24 protein-coding genes are annotated in these 18,517 nt (G+C 66.5%); 14 read left to right on the forward strand and 10 right to left on the reverse strand.

Annotation, left to right across the window (positions count from 1 at the left end):
- Positions 1–52 precede the first annotated feature (52 nt).
- On the reverse strand, positions 53–808 hold the full coding sequence (locus tag FHJ30_RS17995; RefSeq protein ID WP_139030623.1) for a ZIP family metal transporter: 756 nt from the start codon (positions 806–808) through the stop codon (positions 53–55).
- A gap of 214 nt (positions 809–1,022) precedes the next feature.
- Here FHJ30_RS17995 and FHJ30_RS18000 point away from each other — a divergent pair, with 214 nt between their 5' ends.
- Positions 1,023–1,499 (forward strand): sensor histidine kinase, encoded by a 477-nt coding sequence (locus FHJ30_RS18000; RefSeq protein WP_139030624.1) that lies wholly within the window; start codon positions 1,023–1,025, stop codon positions 1,497–1,499.
- Between the two features lie 116 nt (positions 1,500–1,615).
- On the opposite strand, the gene FHJ30_RS18005 is transcribed toward FHJ30_RS18000, so the two are convergent.
- Complete coding sequence (locus FHJ30_RS18005) at positions 1,616–2,227, reverse strand: NADPH-dependent FMN reductase (RefSeq protein WP_139030625.1); 612 nt, start codon at positions 2,225–2,227, stop codon at positions 1,616–1,618.
- Between the two features lie 214 nt (positions 2,228–2,441).
- Between FHJ30_RS18005 and FHJ30_RS21445 the strand changes: the two genes are divergently transcribed.
- The 3 genes from FHJ30_RS21445 (at position 2,442) to FHJ30_RS18015 (ending at position 4,565) form a co-directional block, all read left to right on the forward strand.
- A complete protein-coding gene (locus FHJ30_RS21445; RefSeq protein ID WP_171059123.1) occupies positions 2,442–2,600 on the forward strand; it encodes a hypothetical protein in 159 nt (52 codons plus the stop codon).
- Positions 2,601–2,757: 157 nt separating this feature from the next.
- On the forward strand, positions 2,758–3,423 hold the full coding sequence (locus tag FHJ30_RS18010) for an SRPBCC family protein (protein ID WP_139030771.1): 666 nt from the start codon (positions 2,758–2,760) through the stop codon (positions 3,421–3,423).
- Positions 3,424–3,602: 179 nt separating this feature from the next.
- Positions 3,603–4,565, forward strand: a complete 963-nt coding sequence (locus FHJ30_RS18015; protein WP_139030626.1) for an SRPBCC family protein — start codon at positions 3,603–3,605, stop codon at positions 4,563–4,565.
- A 163-nt stretch (positions 4,566–4,728) separates the two neighbouring features.
- On the opposite strand, the gene FHJ30_RS18020 is transcribed toward FHJ30_RS18015, so the two are convergent.
- Entirely contained in the window at positions 4,729–5,211 is a 483-nt protein-coding gene (locus FHJ30_RS18020; RefSeq protein ID WP_139030627.1) for an Lrp/AsnC family transcriptional regulator, read from the reverse strand.
- Positions 5,212–5,302: 91 nt separating this feature from the next.
- Between FHJ30_RS18020 and FHJ30_RS18025 the strand changes: the two genes are divergently transcribed.
- From FHJ30_RS18025 to FHJ30_RS18035, 3 genes are all read left to right on the forward strand, one after another.
- Positions 5,303–6,397 (forward strand): histidinol-phosphate transaminase, encoded by a 1,095-nt coding sequence (locus tag FHJ30_RS18025; protein ID WP_139030628.1) that lies wholly within the window; start codon positions 5,303–5,305, stop codon positions 6,395–6,397.
- Positions 6,394–7,074, forward strand: a complete 681-nt coding sequence (locus FHJ30_RS18030; protein WP_139030629.1) for a YitT family protein — start codon at positions 6,394–6,396, stop codon at positions 7,072–7,074. The genes FHJ30_RS18025 and FHJ30_RS18030 overlap by 4 nt, the downstream gene beginning before the upstream one ends.
- 70 nt (positions 7,075–7,144) lie before the next feature.
- A complete protein-coding gene (locus tag FHJ30_RS18035; protein ID WP_139030630.1) occupies positions 7,145–7,786 on the forward strand; it encodes an NADPH-dependent F420 reductase in 642 nt (213 codons plus the stop codon).
- A gap of 42 nt (positions 7,787–7,828) precedes the next feature.
- Here the strand turns inward: FHJ30_RS18035 and FHJ30_RS18040 are convergent, their stop codons facing one another.
- Positions 7,829–8,803 carry a hypothetical protein gene (locus tag FHJ30_RS18040; RefSeq protein WP_139030631.1) on the reverse strand — a complete coding sequence of 325 codons (975 nt, stop codon included), beginning with the start codon at positions 8,801–8,803 and terminating at the stop codon, positions 7,829–7,831.
- 154 nt (positions 8,804–8,957) lie between these two features.
- On the opposite strand from FHJ30_RS18040, the gene FHJ30_RS18045 reads away from it, so the two are divergent.
- Positions 8,958–9,296 carry a hypothetical protein gene (locus tag FHJ30_RS18045; protein ID WP_139030632.1) on the forward strand — a complete coding sequence of 113 codons (339 nt, stop codon included), beginning with the start codon at positions 8,958–8,960 and terminating at the stop codon, positions 9,294–9,296.
- Positions 9,297–9,345: 49 nt separating this feature from the next.
- Here FHJ30_RS18045 and FHJ30_RS18050 read toward each other — a convergent pair whose 3' ends face one another.
- Together FHJ30_RS18050 and FHJ30_RS18055 are read right to left on the reverse strand one after the other, a co-directional pair.
- The gene (locus FHJ30_RS18050; protein WP_139030633.1) at positions 9,346–10,281 is read right to left on the reverse strand and encodes a threonine/serine dehydratase; all 936 of its coding nucleotides are present in this window, start codon (positions 10,279–10,281) and stop codon (positions 9,346–9,348) included.
- Between the two features lie 8 nt (positions 10,282–10,289).
- Positions 10,290–10,559, reverse strand: coding sequence for a hypothetical protein (locus FHJ30_RS18055; RefSeq protein WP_139030634.1), 270 nt, complete (start codon positions 10,557–10,559; stop codon positions 10,290–10,292).
- 190 nt (positions 10,560–10,749) lie between these two features.
- On the opposite strand from FHJ30_RS18055, the gene FHJ30_RS18060 reads away from it, so the two are divergent.
- Positions 10,750–11,352 carry a thymidylate kinase gene (locus tag FHJ30_RS18060; RefSeq protein ID WP_139030635.1) on the forward strand — a complete coding sequence of 201 codons (603 nt, stop codon included), beginning with the start codon at positions 10,750–10,752 and terminating at the stop codon, positions 11,350–11,352.
- Positions 11,353–11,417: 65 nt separating this feature from the next.
- On the opposite strand, the gene FHJ30_RS18065 is transcribed toward FHJ30_RS18060, so the two are convergent.
- On the reverse strand, positions 11,418–12,239 hold the full coding sequence (locus FHJ30_RS18065) for a hypothetical protein (RefSeq protein ID WP_240793754.1): 822 nt from the start codon (positions 12,237–12,239) through the stop codon (positions 11,418–11,420).
- A 222-nt stretch (positions 12,240–12,461) separates the two neighbouring features.
- On the opposite strand from FHJ30_RS18065, the gene FHJ30_RS18070 reads away from it, so the two are divergent.
- Complete coding sequence (locus FHJ30_RS18070; RefSeq protein ID WP_228404459.1) at positions 12,462–13,217, forward strand: GntR family transcriptional regulator; 756 nt, start codon at positions 12,462–12,464, stop codon at positions 13,215–13,217.
- A gap of 18 nt (positions 13,218–13,235) precedes the next feature.
- Here the strand turns inward: FHJ30_RS18070 and FHJ30_RS18075 are convergent, their stop codons facing one another.
- The gene (locus tag FHJ30_RS18075; RefSeq protein ID WP_139030636.1) at positions 13,236–13,694 is read right to left on the reverse strand and encodes a glucose PTS transporter subunit IIA; all 459 of its coding nucleotides are present in this window, start codon (positions 13,692–13,694) and stop codon (positions 13,236–13,238) included.
- Positions 13,694–13,924: a glucose PTS transporter subunit EIIB gene (locus tag FHJ30_RS18080; protein ID WP_079595209.1), complete on the reverse strand. Its 231-nt coding sequence runs from the start codon at positions 13,922–13,924 to the stop codon at positions 13,694–13,696. Before FHJ30_RS18080 ends, FHJ30_RS18075 begins: the two co-directional genes overlap by 1 nt.
- A 230-nt stretch (positions 13,925–14,154) precedes the next feature.
- On the opposite strand from FHJ30_RS18080, the gene FHJ30_RS18085 reads away from it, so the two are divergent.
- The 4 genes from FHJ30_RS18085 to FHJ30_RS18100 are packed head-to-tail and all read left to right on the forward strand — an operon-like array spanning position 14,155 to position 18,206.
- On the forward strand, positions 14,155–15,405 hold the full coding sequence (locus tag FHJ30_RS18085; RefSeq protein WP_139030637.1) for a PTS transporter subunit EIIC: 1,251 nt from the start codon (positions 14,155–14,157) through the stop codon (positions 15,403–15,405).
- A gap of 55 nt (positions 15,406–15,460) precedes the next feature.
- Positions 15,461–16,240 carry a glucosamine-6-phosphate deaminase gene (gene nagB / locus FHJ30_RS18090; protein ID WP_139030638.1) on the forward strand — a complete coding sequence of 260 codons (780 nt, stop codon included), beginning with the start codon at positions 15,461–15,463 and terminating at the stop codon, positions 16,238–16,240.
- 2 nt (positions 16,241–16,242) lie between these two features.
- Entirely contained in the window at positions 16,243–17,010 is a 768-nt protein-coding gene (locus tag FHJ30_RS18095; RefSeq protein ID WP_240793755.1) for a copper homeostasis protein CutC, read from the forward strand.
- A complete protein-coding gene (locus FHJ30_RS18100) occupies positions 16,995–18,206 on the forward strand; it encodes an N-acetylglucosamine-6-phosphate deacetylase (protein ID WP_139030639.1) in 1,212 nt (403 codons plus the stop codon). Before FHJ30_RS18095 ends, FHJ30_RS18100 begins: the two co-directional genes overlap by 16 nt.
- Positions 18,207–18,234: 28 nt before the next feature.
- Here FHJ30_RS18100 and FHJ30_RS21775 read toward each other — a convergent pair whose 3' ends face one another.
- Positions 18,235–18,516 (reverse strand): hypothetical protein, encoded by a 282-nt coding sequence (locus tag FHJ30_RS21775; RefSeq protein WP_139030640.1) that lies wholly within the window; start codon positions 18,514–18,516, stop codon positions 18,235–18,237.
- Position 18,517: the final 1 nt, after the last annotated feature.

Raw genomic sequence — 18,517 nt, forward strand, 5'->3', positions numbered from 1 at the left:
CGCGGCCACGGCAACTGCCGGCGCGCCACGGCAGCCGCGTCCCGCCGTCGTCCTATTTGCCGAGGTGGTGCACGGTGAAGGCGGCGAGGAACCCCAGGGAAGCCGTCAGGCCGGTGAGGTTATGGTGCTCCTCGAACGCCTCGGGGATCATGGTGTCCGCCAGCATCGCCAGGATGCCGCCCGCGGCCACCGCGGTAATGAACGCCACCACTGATCCGGGAGCGTTTTCCAGCGCGGCGTAGCCAATGAGCGAGGCAACCCCGCACAGCACGGCGATCCCGCCCCACAGGCCGAAGACGTAGCGGGCACTCCGGCCGGCCTTCTTCATGCCGGCGCTTCCGGAGAGGCCCTCGGGGACGTTGGAGATGAACACGGCGGCCATCATGGCCGGGCTGACGGCTCCGCCTGCCAGCATGCCCACGCCCAGGACCACGGATTCCGGGACGCCGTCCAGGAGGGCACCCACGGCAATGGCGGTGCCGCTGCCGGGATTTTCCGCCTCGGACGGCTGCTGGTTCCCGGAACGCTTCCGGTGCTTTGCCCCGGCCCGGGACAGCATCATGTTGGCCCCGACGTACACCACGGCGCCCGCCAGGAAGCCGGCCACGGTGGGCCACAGCCCGCCGCCCTGGACCGCTTCATCCACCAGCTCGAAGGCCAGTGCCGAGATGAGCACGCCTGCCCCGAAGGACATGATGGAGGAGACCAGCTTGGCGGGCAGGTTCCAGCGCCAGGACAGAGCCGCCCCCAGGACCAGCGCCCCGCCCGCGGCTGTGCCCCACAACAAAGCCTGCAACCACAGCGGCATGTGCACCACTTCCCGCTCCCCCGGCGGGAGCCATCCGACCCTAGGAAAACCGGCTCCGGGTCCGGAAGCCGGTAAGCGCTAAGACAGCCAGAGTAGTGGACCCGCCGGCTGCGCCAAGAATTGATGTGATCTTGAGGTAAACCTTGCTGGCTGTTGACGTTTCAGGTCCACGCTGGAGCCATAGCATCAAACAGCTTGCGGGGAGCAGGAAGCCATGAGGGACCAGACAGCAGTTGACGAAGACGTCATCGCAGTGGGAGGCGTGCTCACGGATCAGCATCCGGTGGACTTCCACACCTTGGGGCTTGCCGGCTGCATCGACCGGCTGACCCGGCCCCTCCGCCAGCACGGGACCGCGGTCCGCTGGGATACTCCGCACTGGGGCATCGAGATTCCGGCGGACTGCGCGTCCCTCCTTTACCAGTCGGCCCGCGAGGCCCTGAGCAACGCCTACAAATACTCTAGGGCCTCCCGCCTCACCGTCCAGCTTGCCGCCGTGGACCACGGCATCCGCCTGGTGGTGTCCGACGACGGCACGGGCTTTGACAGCGAGCTCGCCACCTGCGGGCGGAACCACGGCTACGGGCTGCGGCTCATGGCTGTGGCCGTGCAGGAAGCCGGCGGCTCGGTGGACATCAGCTCCAGCCCGGGGCACGGGACCAGCGTCACGGTGACGCTGCCGCTCGATTAAAGACTCGGATGCCCGCCGTACTGGGACAGCGGGCATCCGTAATTATTGACAGTCATTAGCGCGGGTATTGGCGCGGGCAGGCATTTGGCGCCCGGCAGCCCGGGACCGCGGCCCGCCTACCTGGTGAGCTTCTCCTCATCCAGCTCAAGGTCGCCGATGTGGCCGGGGGCGTTCGCGGCCAGGACGCGTGCAACGAACGCGCTGTACTCCTCCATGTAGTGGCGCAGGAACTTGGCGGTGCCCTCGTCCTTGACTTCGCCGCCCTCACCGAACACGGCAGCGTTGTAGTGGATGTAGGCTTCCGGGGCGTTCAACTGCGGGGCATCCAGGAAGCTGAGGACGCTGCGGAACGAGGACTGCATCACCGCGGTGCCGATGCTGCCCACGGACGCCCCAATAATGCCGGTGGGCTTGCGGGCGAACGAGTTGCTCCCCCAGGGCCGGGAGCCCCAGTCGATGGCGTTCTTGAGGGCGCCGGGAATGGAACGGTTGTATTCGGGGGACACAAAAAGGATTCCGTCGGAGGCTTCGATGGCCTCCTTGAGGGCGCGGCCGGCGGGCGGAAAGTCGGCGTCGTAGTCGTAGCTGTACAGGGGTAGGTCCTTGATGGGAATCTCTGTGAACTCCAAGTCCTCTGGAGCCAGTTTGATCAGTGCCTGGGAGAGGACCCGGTTGATGGAGCCGGTTGCGAGGCTCCCCACGAAGTATCCGATCTTGAACGGTGCCATGAGTGTTCCTTCCAATGGCCGGTCAGCGCCGGCCGTCCATGTTCTGTTTGGAAAAGATGCCGCCCGCGGCCGGGCGGCGGTTGATGCCCACTGCCCCATCAGTCCAACACAGAAGTCCGGGCCCTGCCAGAGCCGGACCGCAACTCCTTGACACCCTGCGCGGGGAAGCGCTGAATGATCTGTAGCGAAGTCCCCGGCGCGGTCAGGAGCAGCCATGAGCGAGAACCCATTGCAGGATGAGCGGATCCACTCGGAGGCCCCCGCCGAGGGCGATCCGGACGCGGACGCCACGGAGATCCGGGTCCACGCTCAGGATCCGGCCGAGGGACCGGACACCGACGAAGCCGCCGCCCAGCCCGGCCATCCCAACTAGGTAGCGCCAAGTGTCGTTTTGGAGCTCCAAAATGACACTTAGCGCTACCTAGTTGGGGGGGTCTGGAGGGGTGGTGAGGAGCGCGCAGGCGGAGCAGACTTAGAACTACCTGATGACCAGTTTTCTCATCGGTTTCGGTTCAGTCAAAGGAGACATGATGAGCACGAAAGTGGAGAAACGGATTGTGGTCGATGTACCGGTCAGCACCGCCTATAACCAGTGGACCCAGTTCGAGGAGTTTCCGCGCTTTATGGGAGGCGTGGAGAGCGTGACCCGGCTCGGAAATGACCGGCTCAAATGGGTGGCCCACATTGGCGGCGTACGGCGGCATTGGGAAGCAAAAATCCTTGAGCAGCTTCCCGGCCGGCGGGTGGCTTGGGCCGCGATCGAAGGCGTCACCAACTCCGGCGCGGTCGATTTCAGGGACGCCGGCAATAACCGGACGGAGCTTGCCCTGACCCTGGAATACCAGCCGGCAGGGGTGGTGGAAAGGGTGGGCAACCTGCTCCATGTGGTGGGCCGCCAGGCGGAACACGACCTGAAAAAGTTCAAGGAATTCATCGAACACCAGAGCCGCCGCACCGCCGAGGCCGGGACCGGTGCCCCAGCCGGATCTCCCGCCCCGGCCGAAGCCGCGGCACCGGCCGAGCCGCAGCCCTACAACCGCTTCGCCCACCCGTTCGACCAAACCGGCGGCCTGGTGGATTTGGAGGGCGAGTCGGACGAGACGGCCGAGGGCGAAAGCTACAGTTCCGCTGAACGCCGGGCGCGCCGCAGGGGAGGCAACCTCCCGCCGGTCGACGGCAGCCTGGGCCAGCACTGACCCTCCCCTTTCCCAACTAGGTAGCGCCAAGTGTCGTTTTGGAGCCTCAAAACGACACTTGGCGCTACCCAGTTTGGGGAGGTGCTCTGGAAACCGGACCGCCCAAAAGGTATGTTGGTAAGCATGCTGATGATTTTTACCGACTCGTCAGCTTCCGGTAACACAGCGAAGGAGACGTTATGAGCACGAAGGTGGAAAAACGCATTCTGGTGAACGTACCGGTAAGCACCGCTTACAACCAGTGGACCCAGTTCGAGGAGTTCCCGCACTTCATGGGCGGCGTCAAGAGCGTGACCCAGCTCAGTGACGACCGGCTCGAATGGGTAGCCGAGATCGGCGGCGTCCGCCGCCAGTGGGAAGCCAAGATCCTGGAGCAGGTCCCGGACCGCAAGATCGCCTGGGCAGCTACGGAGGGTGCCACGAACGCCGGTGCGGTGGAGTTCGAAGACGTCGGCGGCGGCCAGACCTCCCTGCAGCTGACGCTCGAATACGAGCCCGAAGGAATCATCGAGAAGGTCGGCGACAAGCTCAACGTGGTGGACCGCCAGGCTGAGGCAGACCTCAAGCGGTTCAAGGAATTCATCGAGGACGAGGGTTACGCCAGCGGAGCTTGGCGCGGCAGCGTCAGCTCGGGCGCGCCTGTAGGCACCCCGGGCGTGGAAGACGCCGCGGGCTCGCGGGGCGATTCCGGCAAGGCCGGCGTGTCCGGCAAGGTGGCCGCCGGTGTTGGAGTAGCAGCGGCAGCAGGCGCGGCAGCCGCAATGGCCGGCTCCAAGAAGGACACGGCGGAGGGCGCGGACGTAACGGTCACTCCCGTGGAATCCGGGGAGCCCGTGACCGTGACTCCGATTCCGACGGACACCACCAATGATGAGTCCGTGACCAGCGGCACCTACGCCGGCACGGCTCCAGGCACAACTACAGGCACGACGGCGGCAGCCGGCTCCACCGGTTCGGTCGCCGATTTGGGCGATGACAGGATCGGCCACGCCTTCGACCAGACCAACGGACTGGTGGACACCACCGGGGAGTCGGACGAGACGGTGGAAGGTGAGAACCTGAGCGCCGGCGAACGGCGCGAGGATGACCGCCGGCCCGACGGCGGCCTGCCGCCTGTTGGCGGCAACCTTGGCCAGCACTGACGGTAAGCGAACCGCCTAGGGTCCGTCCCGTCGTCGCACGTTTTCCGGCCGCGGTGCGGGACCGCCTGGCAGCAAAAGCGCCGCCCACCTCCTTCCGGGGGCGGGCGGCGCTTTTGCCGTTAAGTACTGACCAGTCCGTGGATCCAGCGGGCCGGGCCCTCTCCTACGCCCGTCCCGCCGCCGCCTGCAGCAGCGGCAGGGTCCTCGCCGGCATGACTTCCACCAGGGACATGGCCGTACTGGTGCGTACGACGCCGGCAATCGCCAACATCCTGTTGGTGACCCTGTGCAGGTCCGCCGGGTCCTTCGCGGCCACCTTGGCGAGCAGGTCGGCATCGCCGGTTGTCGCGTGCATCTCGATGATTTCCGGGATGGTGCGCAGCGCGGCCATGGCCTCGTCGCTGGCGGACTGGCTGATGGAGATGGAGATGAAGGCGATCAGCGGCAGCCCGAGGGCGCCGGTGCGGACGCGCTGGCTGAACGGGGCCAGGCTGCCGTCGTTGACCAGGCGCCGGAGCCGGGCGTGCACGGTGTTGCGGGCCACGCCCAGCGTCCGCGACAGGGACAGGACCGTCGCCTGCGGGTCCGCGTCCATGGCCAGGAGGATTTCGGCGTCCAGCGCATCGATGAGGTGCATAGTGAGCATTTTGCCACGCTGCGGGCATCCAGAGCCCGGATCTGTCCTGCATGATCCGCGTGTGTTGCGCAGATGCTCCGCCCTGCCCCACGATGCCTTCATGACCATCATCCTTCCCCAGACACCGGCACCCGAGGTGCGTGCCGCCATCGCAAGCCTCCCCGCCTACATTGCCGGGAGGAGCGCGGAAACGGCCCTGACTGCCGCCCTCGCCTCGAACGAGAGCCACTTCGCTCCCCTGTCCTCGGTGGTCGATGTGATCTCGGCGGAGGCCAGCAGGATCCACCGGTACCCCAGCATGGGAGCTGTGGATGCCCGGGAGGCGATCGCCCGCCACCTCTCGGTATCCCCGGACGAAGTCGCTGCAGGGCCGGGAAGCTCGGGCGTGCTGCAACAGATCATTTCCGCGGTCTGCGGCCACGGCGACGAGGTGGTTTTCGCGTGGCGTTCCTTCGAGGCCTACCCCATCCTGGTGACGGTGGCCGGCGCCGTGCCTGTCCCCGTCCCACTCCGCGATGACGAGCACCACGATCTTCCCGCGATGGCGGCTGCCGTCACCGGGCGGACCCGGCTGGTAATCCTCTGCTCCCCCAACAACCCCACCGGCGTGTCCATCACCGCGGAGGCGCTGGAGGAATTCCTCGCAGCCGTGCCGCCGCAGGTCCTGGTGGTGCTGGACGAGGCGTACGTCGAATTCCAAAGGGGCCCGGGTGTGGATTCCCTGGAGCTCTACGGCCGGTATCCGAACCTCTGCATCCTGCGGACCTTCTCGAAGGCTTACGGGCTGGCCGGGCTGCGGATCGGTTACGCCATCGCCCGCCCGGCCTTGGCTGAGGGGCTGCGTCGCACCGCCATTCCCTTCGGCGTCAACCGCGTGGCGCAGGCCGCCGCAGTGGCGTCACTGGCCGCGCAGGGCGAGATCCGGGAGCGGACCGATACGGTTGCCGGGGAGCGCACCCGGGTCGTGTCTGCCCTACGCCAGTCCGGCTGGAACGTCCCGGACAGCCAGGCCAATTTCTACTGGCTGCGGGCATCGGACGGGCTGCGGGAGCAGATCCTCGCAGCGCTTTCCGACGCCGACATCCTGGCACGCGGGTACGCGGGCGACGGCGTGCGGGTCACCTTGGCGGACAGGGAAACGAACAACCGGGTGCTCGCAGTGCTCGCGGACCGTGCGCGGTTCACCGCCCAGTGAGCACGCCCGCGGCACCCGCAACCACCACCGCCCCAACCACGCCGGAAGCCCGGCCGGCGGCACCAAGCCCCGCGCCGCCGTCGGCCGTCCGGCATTCCACCGTCGAAGATGTCCTGGGGATCCTTACCGGCGCCTTCGCCGCCTCCCTGGGGCTGTTCCTGCTCAAATCCAGCGAGGCAGTCACGGGCGGAACGGCGGGCCTTGCGCTGCTGCTCAGTTACTCGCTTCCGGTCCCATTCGGCGTCATCTTCATGGCGGTCAATGCGCCGTTCCTTGCCCTGGCGGTCTGGAAGAAAGGCTGGAACTTTGCGCTCCGGACAGGCGCCGCCATTGGCCTGGTCTCGGCCATGACCGGCCTGCACCCGTGGGCACTCGGCGCCCTGCACACCGACCCGGTGTACGGGGTTCTGGGCGGGAACCTGCTGGCCGGCGTCGGCCTGCTGATCCTGTTCCGGCACCAGTCCAGCCTGGGCGGTTTCAACATCCTTGCCCTGCTGCTGCAGGAGAAACTGAAATGGCGCGCAGGATACGTCCAGATGGTGCTGGACGTGGCGATCGTCCTGGCGGCGCTGGCCCTGGTGGCTCCCCTGATGGTGCTGCTCTCCGCTGCCGGAGCAGTCCTGCTGAACTTCATCCTCGCCCTGAACCACCGCCCCGGACGCTACCTGGGAAAGTGAGCGCCGGAGCGCGGATTTATTCCCGGAGCAGCCCTGAAATATCTATGCGGAGGCCGCTGTTGCCGGGGACATGACAACAATTGGAATCATCGGTGCAGGACATATTGGAAGCCAAGTTGCCCGGAAGGCTGTGGAGTTGGGCTATGACGTAGTGATCAGCAACTCCCGCGGCCCTGAAACTCTGGCCAACCTGGTGGCGGAACTTGGCCCGAACGCCCGCGCCGCAACGCCTGCGGAGGCAGCGGCGGCCGGCGATTTCGCCGTCGTCGCCGTTCCGCTGAAACGCTACAAGGACGTCCCGGTTGCGCCGCTTGCCGGGAAGATCGTGATCGACGCCAACAACTACTACTGGGAACGGGACGGCCGCATCCCCGCCCTGGACAAGGGCGAGGCCACCACGTCCGGGCTGCTCCAGGAACACCTGCGGGATTCGAAGGTGGCCAAGGGCTTCAACCACATCATGGCGTCCCAGATCACCACGGACGGCAAGCCTGCCGCTGCCGAGGACCGGCGTGCCCTGGCAACGGCCAGCGACTACCCGGAGGCCGCCGAACTGGTCACCCGCCTTTATGACGAGTTCGGCTTCGACACCGTGAACATCGGCCTGCTGGAGGACAGTTGGCGCGTGGAGCGGGACCGCCCGGCGTACGTGGTCCGGCAGAACGCCGCCGAGCTGAAGGAAAACCTGGGCAAGGCAACGCGGACCGTCTGACGGCACGCCGGGCAGGCTGTCGGGCTGCCGGTCCCCGGGCGGCTAGCCCCGCGCCGGGACGAGGACCACCTCGAACTCGGTGGCGGGCTGGCCGAACTTGGCGTTCACCGCCGCGAGGGTGCTGCCGAACTTGGCAATCGTGGTGGGGACGTTGAAGTCGGGGCTGGTGATGACGTCTTTGACAACCCCGGACGAGAGATCGTTGGAAAGCTTGATCCTGCTGATCTGGTTCTTCTGGTTCTGGACGGCCCACAACTGGCGGCCCTGAACCAGGATGCCGTCCACGTTGGGCACGTCAATGCCCTCGATCCGGGCTGTAGCCGCCGTCTCAGGGTCCTCGCCGTCAGTATCTTCACCATCGGATGCCACACCGCCAGGATCCACGGTGAACAACGCCCCGAACGCCGAGTGCGCCAGGATCAGGGTCTTGCCCCCGTTGACTGCAGCTATGCCATTGGGGCCGAAACCCGTCCATGTATCTGCTGCAGGTCCCGTCAAGGCCACTGTTTCCACTTCGCCCAGCCGGCCGTCCTTGTCCACCGGCAGGAAGTACAGCTCGGCGGCGAAGGAATTGGTGAACCACGCGCCGTCCTTGGTCAAGGTGACGTCGTTGATGAAGGCGTTCGCTTTGGCGGTCAACTCGACCACAGAGAGCGTTTCTCCTGTCTCCGTGCTGTAGACGTAGGCGTCACCGGTTCCGCCGCCCGCAACGAACAGGAGGCTGTGTGTGACGTCCACCTTCATGCCGATGGCCACCCTGCCTTCCGGCGCGTCGATAAACAGTCCCGCGGTGTCGTCGCGGATGTCGCCGCGGTAGATGTCCCCGTTGAGGCGGTCGCCGGCGTAGAAGGTGGTGCCCTGGCCGGCTGCGATGCCTTCGGTGGCTGTGGCGCCCTCCAGGAGTATGACGCCGTCCCCGGAAGGCGGTGCGGCAGTTGCAGGCAGGGCGCTGGGAACGATCAGGGCTATCAGTGCAAGAAGTCCGACGGCGGCACGGCGTTGTACGGTTCGGCGCATGATGCTTCCTTGGTTTCGGGCTGATGCGCGGGGCCGATCTGCGGCAGCTCCGCACGATGGTGTTGCCAGTCTAGGCACCCGCAGGGAGCCCGCCAAGACATCGGGGCCCCTGTTCTGCTTACAATCGAAGCCTCAATCAACTACTGAGGGACCGATGAAGAAACTCGCCACAGCCCTGATCGCCGCCGGACTCGTTGTCTCCGCGACGGCCTGCACCGCCTCGAACCAGCTCACCACCGCGGAAACCTGCGAGCGGATCCAGTCCGTTGTGTCGAACCCGGCCAACAACGCCGGCAAGACCGGCATGAACCGCCTGGCCAACCAGATCCGTCCCATCCATGCCGTCGCCTCGGACGACCTCAAGGGTGCCCTTGCCTCGATCCTCGCGTACACGGATGAGCAGGCCAAGGAAACGCCGGACGAGGCCAAGCTTGGCGAGCTCCAGACCGGTTACGAGAAAGCCGGCGCCACGTACAGCCAGTTCTGCAGCTGATAGCCGGCTGATCCCGGCCCCCGGCGGCGGTCCTGCCGGGCGGATCTGGTCACGTGAGGGTGGTCGGATCCGTATTGGCGCCGCACAGGATGATCGCCACGCGTTCGCCCACGCCCGGGACATAGGCGCCGGACGTCAGCGCGGCATAGGCGGCAGCGGCGCCGTGTTCCACGATGATCCGGTAGTCATCCCACAGCTTCTGGCGGGCGTCGACGATGTCGGCGTCGGACACCAGGACGCTTTCGACGCCGGCGCGGACCGCCACGGAGAAGCCGATGTCGCCGATGCGGCGGGCGCCGAGGGAGTCCGCTGCTACCCCCGATACTTGGACATCAACCGGTGCTCCGGCGGCCAGCGCTGCCTGCAGCGTCGGTGCCGTCTCCGGCTCCACCGCTACCACTTTGGCCCGGCCCTCCACTGCCGCGGCGATTCCCGCCATCAGCCCGCCGCCGCCCACGGCAACCAGGACGGTGTCCAGCCCGCCCACCTGGTCCAGCAGTTCGAGCCCTGCTGTTCCGGCGCCGGCGGCAATTTCGGGCTGGTCATAGGCGTGGCAATACACAGCCCCGGTTTCCTGGGCATGCTTGATGGCCGCCTGGTACGCCTCCGCGTACTCTGCTCCGCCCTGCACCACAGCCGCGCCGATGGCTTTCAGCTTGTGTACCTTCACTGCAGGCGCGGCTGCGGGGACAAACACGGTGGCCGGGACGCCCAGCTGCGCGGCTGCGTAGGCGTTGGCCAGTCCGGCGTTGCCGCCGGAGGCCACCACCACGCCGACATCCGGATTCAGCTCCCCGCGTTCTTTGGCAGCGAGGACCCTGTTGAGGGCACCACGGGCCTTGAACGTTCCGGTGTGCTGCATGAACTCGCATTTGAACCAGACCGGGCCGGGGAAGACTTCCGGATCGCCTTCCAGGACAGGCGTGACACGGGTGAGGCCGGCGGTCCTCCGAGCTGCGCGTTCCACGTCGGCGCGTGTAATCATTGGTGGGCTTAGACCTCGTCGTCCCAGGTTCCCGGCTCCTGCAGGGCTTCCTCTGGCTTGTGCTCCCGGGGCGGTTCGCCGCTGCCGGAGTAGGATGCAGGCACGGTTCCTGCGGCATGCGCCTGCTGCTCCTCGCGGATGTTCCCGGCCCCGGGCAGTTCCGGGTGTTGTCCGCTTTGCGGGGCTTGCTTGGCTTCGTTGGATTCCAGGGCTTCGTCCGGATCCCCCGGGCCGCGAAGGTCTGCGGTGTTCTTCGGCTCGTCATTGCTAGCAGTCATGGTTCTGCCTTTCGCTTGGGAACTGCGGTGTCCGGCGGGGTGCACCCGTACCGTTCCGTTCTCCAGCCTACGGGCTGGGGCCTTCCGGCGGCCGGAACCTGTGAATTGGCGCTCAAAAACCTGTGAATCGCGGGTCAGCCGGGACTTCCGGGGCGTACCCTGCGTTAACCCGATGGCGAGAGGAGGCCAGATGATCATTGTCCTGACCGGAATTGACGGTTCGGGAAAGTCCACGGCCGCCCGAGCCCTGGTGTCAGCCGTTGAGGCCGAAGGCTGCCGGGTGCTGCTGCTGAACAACCATGCGGGCAGGCGCAGCATGTCAGTCCTGGGTGCAAAGCTGGGGATCCGCCTGCCCGACCGCGTGGGGGACGCGGTGGAAACCACGTTCCGGGTGTGGAACGTGCTGGTAAACCATCTGCGGGCCAGCCGCTTTGACGGCCTGGTGGTAATGGACCGTCACCTGTACTGCCAGCTGGCCCTCCGCGGAACGAAAGGCCTGCGACGCGGCCGCCTCCTCCCGTGGCTGCTGGACGCGCTGCCCGCCCCTGCCGCCGTCGTGCACCTCGAGGTGGACCCGCGGCTGGCGCACCACCGCATCGTCTCACGCGGGACGGACGCGGAGACGCTGGATGACCTGGTCGCCTTCGACCGCGCCTACCGCCAACTGCCGGAATACAGCAGCTTCCTGAAGGTTGACGCTTCGGCGCCCAGCCCCGACCCCGCACGGCGGCTGGCCGTCGTCGTCCGCCAGCTGAAGACCGCGGAGGCACAGGCGGCGCTCCAGAACGACTGAGCGGCACATCCGGGGAGGGCGGACGGACCCACAGTCCGCCCGCCCTCCCCAGGAGGCGTTAAGCGCTAGCGTGTTGCAGTAGGTGTAGCCGAGGACGTCGCGGACTCGGTCTCCGTCGGCGTAGGTGAGGCCGAACGGTCCGATGAGGATGTGCTCGTTGAGCGGGACGTGCTGGTGGACGTCGGGCTGGAAGTCCCGCTGCCGCCGTCGGCCTTCTTCAGCACCTCGTTGATGAGGTCCTCAAGCTCCTTCTGGTCCGGGTCGCCGAGGTTCGCGCCGCTCTTGGTGGCCACCACCAGCAGCCGGCCCTGGGCAGCAGAAACCTGCATCAGCTTCTCCTGGTTCTCGCCGCTGCGGGTGCTCAGCGTGGCGAAGGTCTTCTCGGCCTCAGTCTCGGCCTTCAGTTCCTCGCTGTTGACCTCGTACTTCTGTCCCAGCGCCGAAACGGAGAACTTTGCGCACTGGTCCATCTTGCTGCTGATCCCGTCCAGGACCTCGACGGCGTCGGGCCCTTCGCTGCCCGACTGTGCGGACACGGTGCGGGGCTGGTCGCCCTCGGAAAGCGCGACGGCGACGCTTCCGCTCTCCACGGTATCCAGCAGCCCGGCCGTGGCGATGTCCTTGCAGTCCGCAGGATCCACGGTTGCGGTGCTCAGGAGCAGGTTGGCGATGTTTCCGCCCTGGTCAACCTGCTCCTTGGAGTACAGTTTCAGCTCGTTGCCGTCGTCGTCCTTCATGCCGGAGATCAGCTCGCGGAGCTCATCCTCGCTGTAGACCTTCGCCTCAGCCGTGGCGGAGGCAGAGGCCGAAGTCGCCGAAGGGGAGGGGCTGGCAGCGCCACCTCCGCCGCCCGTGCATCCGGCCAGCGCAATCATCGCTGCTGTCATCAATCCAAGCGCAGGAACTTTTCGCATCAGGTACAACCCCTTTGAAAATAGGAAGCATGCTTAGTGTTTCTAGCCTAAGGGGTTTGGAGCGCTGAGTGAAATATCGGCGCGGTAACTTTTCTGGCGGATGCCCAGTCCAAGGGCCCGACACGAATGGTGCTGTATGGAATAATCCGAAGAAGTGGTCCTTACCGGACCGCTCCACCGATCGGAGGGGCAGACGTGCCAGCCACAGCAGCAGGGAGCAGCGCCCCGTCGGCGGGACCAACCATCAACAACTCGCAGGTCCCCAAGCATGAACAATTGCGCCTGATCATCCTGAAGCTTGCCAAGGACGAGCTGGAGCCCGGCGCCCGACTGCCAAGCGAGCGGGCCCTTATGGACTCCTACGGCGTCAGCCGGATTACCGTCCGCGCCGCCATCGGCCGACTGGTCAATGAAGGGCACCTGGTCCGGGTTCCCGCAAAGGGCACTTTCGTGGCGGACTCCCCCGTGCAGTCCACCCTCCACCTGGCCTCCTTCACGCAGGAGATGGAAGCCATGGGACATGTTCCCAGCACCGTGGTGCTCGTGGCCGAGGCCTCCGCAGCCCCGGATGACACTGCGGAGGCGCTAAGCCTGGACCCAGGGTCAGAAGCGATCCACCTCAAGCGCCTCCGGCTGGCAGACGGCCGGCCCGTAAGCGTTGACGATGCCTGGTACAACCCGGCGCATGCGGCGGGGCTGCTTGATATCGACCTGACCGGCTCCGTATACAAGGCGCTGGCAGCGCAGTTCGGCCACCAAATCGACAGGGCACGGCAGAGCGTGCGTTCCGAGGGCGCCCCGGCGGACGTCGGTGCGCTCCTCGGAACGGGAACAGGTGCGCCGGTGCTGGCCTTCGACAGGGTGTCCTATTCAGGGCCCCTGGCCATCGAGCACTCGCGCTCCTGGTACCGCTCGGACCGCTACTCGCTCACCATGGAAGTCCGGCTCTAGGACCGCCCTGCCCGCGTTTTAGTCCAGCGAAAACAGGCCGGCGCCGGCCGTTACGGCACCGGTTGCCATGAGCGTTGCGGTGTCCGGCTTGGTATCAAGCACGACGACGGGACTCACCATCGAGTAACCGGCGGCCAAGGCGGCGGCGGGGTCCACATGCATTACGGGCTCACCGGCGCCCACGGTGTCGCCCTGGGCGATCAGCAGCTTGAAGCCTTCGCCCTTGAGCTTCACGGTATCGATGCCCACATGGGTGAGCACTCCCCTCCCCGTTGACTCCACTACCACGAAGGCGTGCGGCAGGAGCTTGACCACTTTTCCGGCGACCGGGGACACGACGTCGAACACCTCCCCCGCGGGCGGCTCGACCGCCGCGCCGGAACCCACCATCTGGCCTGCGAAGACGGGATCGGGGACGTCCGACAAAGGAACAACGCTGCCGCTGATGGGCGCGTGGACAACAAGCGTTTCCGGCATCAGAGCAGGTCCTCGATGTCTTCCGCCAGGTTGTCCGCTTCCGGGCCAACAATGACCTGGACTGCGGTGCCTGCTGCGAGGACGCCGTGGGCTCCGGCCGCCTTCAAAGTGGCTTCGTTGACCAGAGACCCGTCCTTCACCTCCGTGCGCAGGCGGGTGATGCAGGCCTCGACCTCCACGATGTTGGCGGCTCCGCCAAGGCCCTCAATGATCTTTTCTGCTTTGGACATGGCTGCCCTTTCTGACGGTGCCCCGGGGAGCACTGCTTCAGCACCAGGACCGGCGGCCCAAGTGCGACCAATTATGTTCCCGTTCATCGGAACTGTCAGCGCCTGCCCTGTAGAAGTTCTACCTTGACATGCGCTCGTGGGATGAATCACACTGAACTGGTCATAACCAGACAGTACCGGCTGGAACCGTTTCTTCACAAGCCCCACCCGATCCCCGCAGAGGTGTAACCATGTCAACGTCCGAGACCACCGCCCTGGCTCCAGAGAAGAAGCCGAACAGGGCCTTCGCAACCCTCCAGCGGCTGGGCCGCTGCCTGATGCTGCCCATCGCCGTCCTCCCCGCCGCCGGCATCCTGCTTCGCATCGGGCAGGCAGACCTGTTGGGCGCGATCCCCGGTTTCGAAGGCGGCGCAGCCGTCATCTCCGCCGCGGGCAACGCCGTCTTCACCTGGCTGCCGCTCATCTTCGCCGTCGGCATCGCCATCGGCTGGGCCAAGAAGGCCGACGGTTCCACCGCATTGGCAGCAGTGGTGGGATACATGGTGATTGACGGCGTCTTCAAGGCCATGTCCCCCCTGGTCCTGGCCGGCCAGGTTGACCCCGCCGGCAAGCCCGCCATGATCAACTACGGCGTCCTGGCCGGCATTGTGGTGGGCCTGCTGTCCGCCATGCTTTGGCAGCGGTTCTACCGCACCAAGCTGCCGGACTTCCTGGGCTTCTTCAGCGGCCGCCGCCTGGTGCCCATCCTGACGTCCGTCACCAGCCTGGCAGCCGGCGTCGTCCTTGCCCTGTTCTACCCGCTCTTCAACGCCGGGCTCTCGGCAGTGGGTGAAGCCGTAGCCGGCAACGCCGTGGCCGGTGGCGGCGTCTATGGTTTCGCCAACCGCATGCTCATCCCGGCCGGCCTGCACCACATCCTCAACTCCGCCGTGTGGTTCCTCATTGGCGACTACACCGACGCCTCCGGCCAGCTGGTCCGCGGCGACCTGAACCGCTTCTTCGCCGGCGACCCCAGCGCAGGCATCTTCATGACCGGTTTCTTCCCTATCATGATGTTCGGCCTGCCGGCAGCAGCCCTTGCCATCTGGCGCCATGCAAAACCCAGCCAGAAGAAGGTGGTTGGCGGCATCATGCTCTCCACAGCCCTGACCGCATTCTTCACCGGCATCACCGAACCGCTTGAGTACTCCTTCATGTTCGTCGCTTTCCCCCTGTACATCGTGCATGCGGCCCTGACCGGAACGTCCATGGCCCTGGTGAACGCGCTCGACATCCACCACGGCTTCACCTTCTCGGCAGGCCTGATCGACTTCGTCCTCAACTTCGGCAAGGCGCAAAACGGGTGGCTCCTCATTCCCATCGGCCTGGGCTACGCGGCGATCTACTACTTCCTCTTTTCCTTCGTCATCAAGCGCTGGAACCTGCGCACCCCGGGCCGCGAGGACGACGAGATCACCGTGGACACTGACGCCGCCAAGTAAATCGCGGCCGATCCCCGCACCAGCAAACTCCGCACCGGCAATCGAAAGCATTCGTATGGAAATCGTTATCCTCCCGACCTCCACCGACGTGGCCCGCGCGGCCGCAGACTCCATCGAGCAGCAGGTCCGCAGCAGCCCGACGGTCCTTGGCCTGGCCACCGGTTCAACGCCCCTCGGCGTGTACCGGGAACTCATCGGGCGGCACCGGAACGGCGGGCTGAGCTTTGCCGGTACCCAGGCCTTTCTCCTCGATGAGTATGTTGGACTGCCCAGCACGCATCCCCAGTCCTACCACTCGGTGATCCGGGAGGAATTCGTGGACAGTGTGGATTTCACACCGGGTGCAGTGCATGGACTCGATGGGGTGGCGGCGGACCTCGAAGCCGAGGCTGCACGATATGAGGCTGCCATTGCGGCATCGGGCGGGGTCGACATCCAGATTCTGGGAATCGGAACGGACGGCCACGTAGGCTTCAATGAGCCCATGTCCTCGCTGGCTTCCCGGACCAGGATCAAGACGCTCACGCAGCAGACCCGCCGGGACAACGCCCGCTTCTTCGCGGATCCCGTGGCCGTTCCGGACCACGTGCTGACCCAGGGCCTTGGAACCATCCGGGAGGCGCGGCACCTGCTCCTGCTGGCCATGGGTGAGGCCAAGGCGGAGGCCATCGCGGCTGCCGTGGAAGGTCCGGTGGCGGCACTGTGCCCTGCGTCCGCGCTCCAACTGCACCCACACGTGACCGTCATGGTGGACGAGGCCGCGGCGTCCAGGCTCGCGCACCGGGAGTACTACCAGGACACATTTGGGCGGAAGCCCGCCTGGCAGGGGCTCTGACGGTGGCAGGCTTCCTGGGCGGGGCGAGGATGCCGCAGCTTGAGCTCGCGGTGGAAAATGCAGAGGGAGTGCGGCTCGCAGCGGCTGTTGGCGCCGCGCGGGTTGAGCTCTGCGCCGCACTCGCGGAAACGGACGGCATCACACCGAGTATCGGTATGGTGGAGCAGGCGTGCCGGGCGGGCGTTCCTGTCCACGTGCTGGTCCGCCCGCGCCCCGGCAGCTTCATTTACACGGATGAGGAACTTGAGGTGCTCGAACGTGACGTAGAGGCGGTGGTGGACGCTGGTGCCGCGGGAGTCGTCGTGGGAGTTTTGGCGGACGACGGCGGCCCGGACGTTCCGGCGCTTCGGCACCTTTGTGGGGCAGCTCGCCGTCGTGATCCTGCTGTGGAAGTGACGTTCCACCGGGCGTTTGATGCTGCCCTCGCCGCGGGCACGGGCCCTGCGCACGCATTGGCCAGCTTGGAACGCGCCGGCGTGAACCGCGTCCTCACCAGCGGCGGAAGCCCCGACTGCGCCGCTGGACTTCCCATGCTGGCACGCTTGGTGGAGCTGGGACACAGTCATGCGCCGTCGGTACAGATCATGGCGGGCGGCGGGGTGCGGCTGGAATTGATGGCCGCGCTGGTTCACAGCGGGGTCCACGCCATCCACACGTCGGCGCGGGGGCTGGACCTTTCCGCAGGGACCAGGGCACGTGCCGCGGACCCGTCACTGGCTGCCGGAATGGCGGCAGCCCTACTGGAGGCCGGGCCATGGGCAAGGAATTGATCCTCCGCGGCCGGGTGGTCTCCGCAACAATGGACATTACGGACGGCCTGGTAGCGGTCGACGGCGGACTGGTCACCTACGCCGGGCCGGCGTCGGAATTTCACGGCGAACTTGCGCCCATTGGCGAGGTGCCCAAGCGCATCATCCTGCCGGGCTTGGTGGACCTGCACTGCCACGGTGCCCATGGCTCGGACTTTTCCGAGGGATCGGTGGAAGGGGCCCGGGCTGCCGCCCGCTACCTGCACAGCCGCGGAACCACCACGTTGCTGGCGAGCCTGGTCACGGCGGCTCCCGCGGATCTTGTCCGGAACCTGGAAGTGCTGCGGGTCCTGGCAGAAGAGGGACTGCTTGCCGGGTCGCACCTGGAAGGACCTTTCCTCTCCCCCGGGCAGTGCGGCGCCCATGATCCGGAGCTGCTGCTGGAACCCGACGCCGGGCTGATGGCCCAATTGTTGGAGGCGGCTGGACCTTCCCTGGCTTCCGTGACGCTGGCAGCCGAACTGCCGGGCGCGTCCGGACTGGTCGATCTGCTGGCGTTGCGGGGAATCATCCCATCCCTGGGGCATACGGGGGCTGACACCGCCGCCGCTTGTGCGTTCCTGGAGCGGGCAGCTGGGGGGCTTGCGGGGGCCACTAATCCCACCGGCCGGATCCGGCCGACCGTGACGCACCTTTTTAATGCCATGCCCAGCCTGCACCACCGCTCCCCCGGGCCGGTGTCCGCCAGCCTGAGTGCGGCCCACGCCGGAAACGCCGTGGTGGAACTGATTGCCGACGGCGTCCATCTGGCCCCCGAGACGGTCAAAATGGTGTTCGACCTGGTGGGGGCGGAAAACATCGCGCTGGTCACGGACTCCATGGCGGCGACTGGCTTGGAAGACGGCCAGTACCGGCTGGGCACGCTGGCGGTGACGGTTGACGGCGGCGTGGCCCGGGTGGACAGCAACAATGCGATCGCCGGCGGTACGGCGACCTTGCTCGACGTCGTGCGGTCCACGGTGGCCGCCGGCGTCACCCTTCAGGAAGCCACGACGGCGGCCACGGCGGTTCCTGCGTCCGTACTGGGATTATCTGCGCAGGCAGGCGACCTCCGCGAAGGCATGCCGGCCGACGTCGTCGTGGTTGACCCCGAGCTGACCCTGGCTGGAGTCCTGCGGCGGGGCGAGTGGGTGACGGCGCCTCAGCGGTCCGCTTAGCGTCGCACCTCAAAATGTCAGACCCCCGTTAGAGGATGTTTCTATGGGAAACGGCGCGGGGACTGACCCCGGGATCGCAGCGGGGACTGCAGTGGTGATGGAGGGCATTCACGCCTCCGTCGGTGCCCTTGACGCGCTGTTCCTTGAGGACGCTTCCCTGGACACGGCAGCCGCGGCCGGTGCAAGGGTTGATGCCCTGCAGCGCGCCTACGAGATCCGCCTGGAACGGCTGGCACAGACCAAGCGGATGGAAGCCCAGCTCGCCGCGCTCAAAGCCCGGGCCACTGCCGAAGCCATCGAACTCCAGCACG

The organism is Arthrobacter sp. BB-1, assembly GCF_006151685.1.
GTDB lineage: Bacteria > Actinomycetota > Actinomycetes > Actinomycetales > Micrococcaceae > Arthrobacter.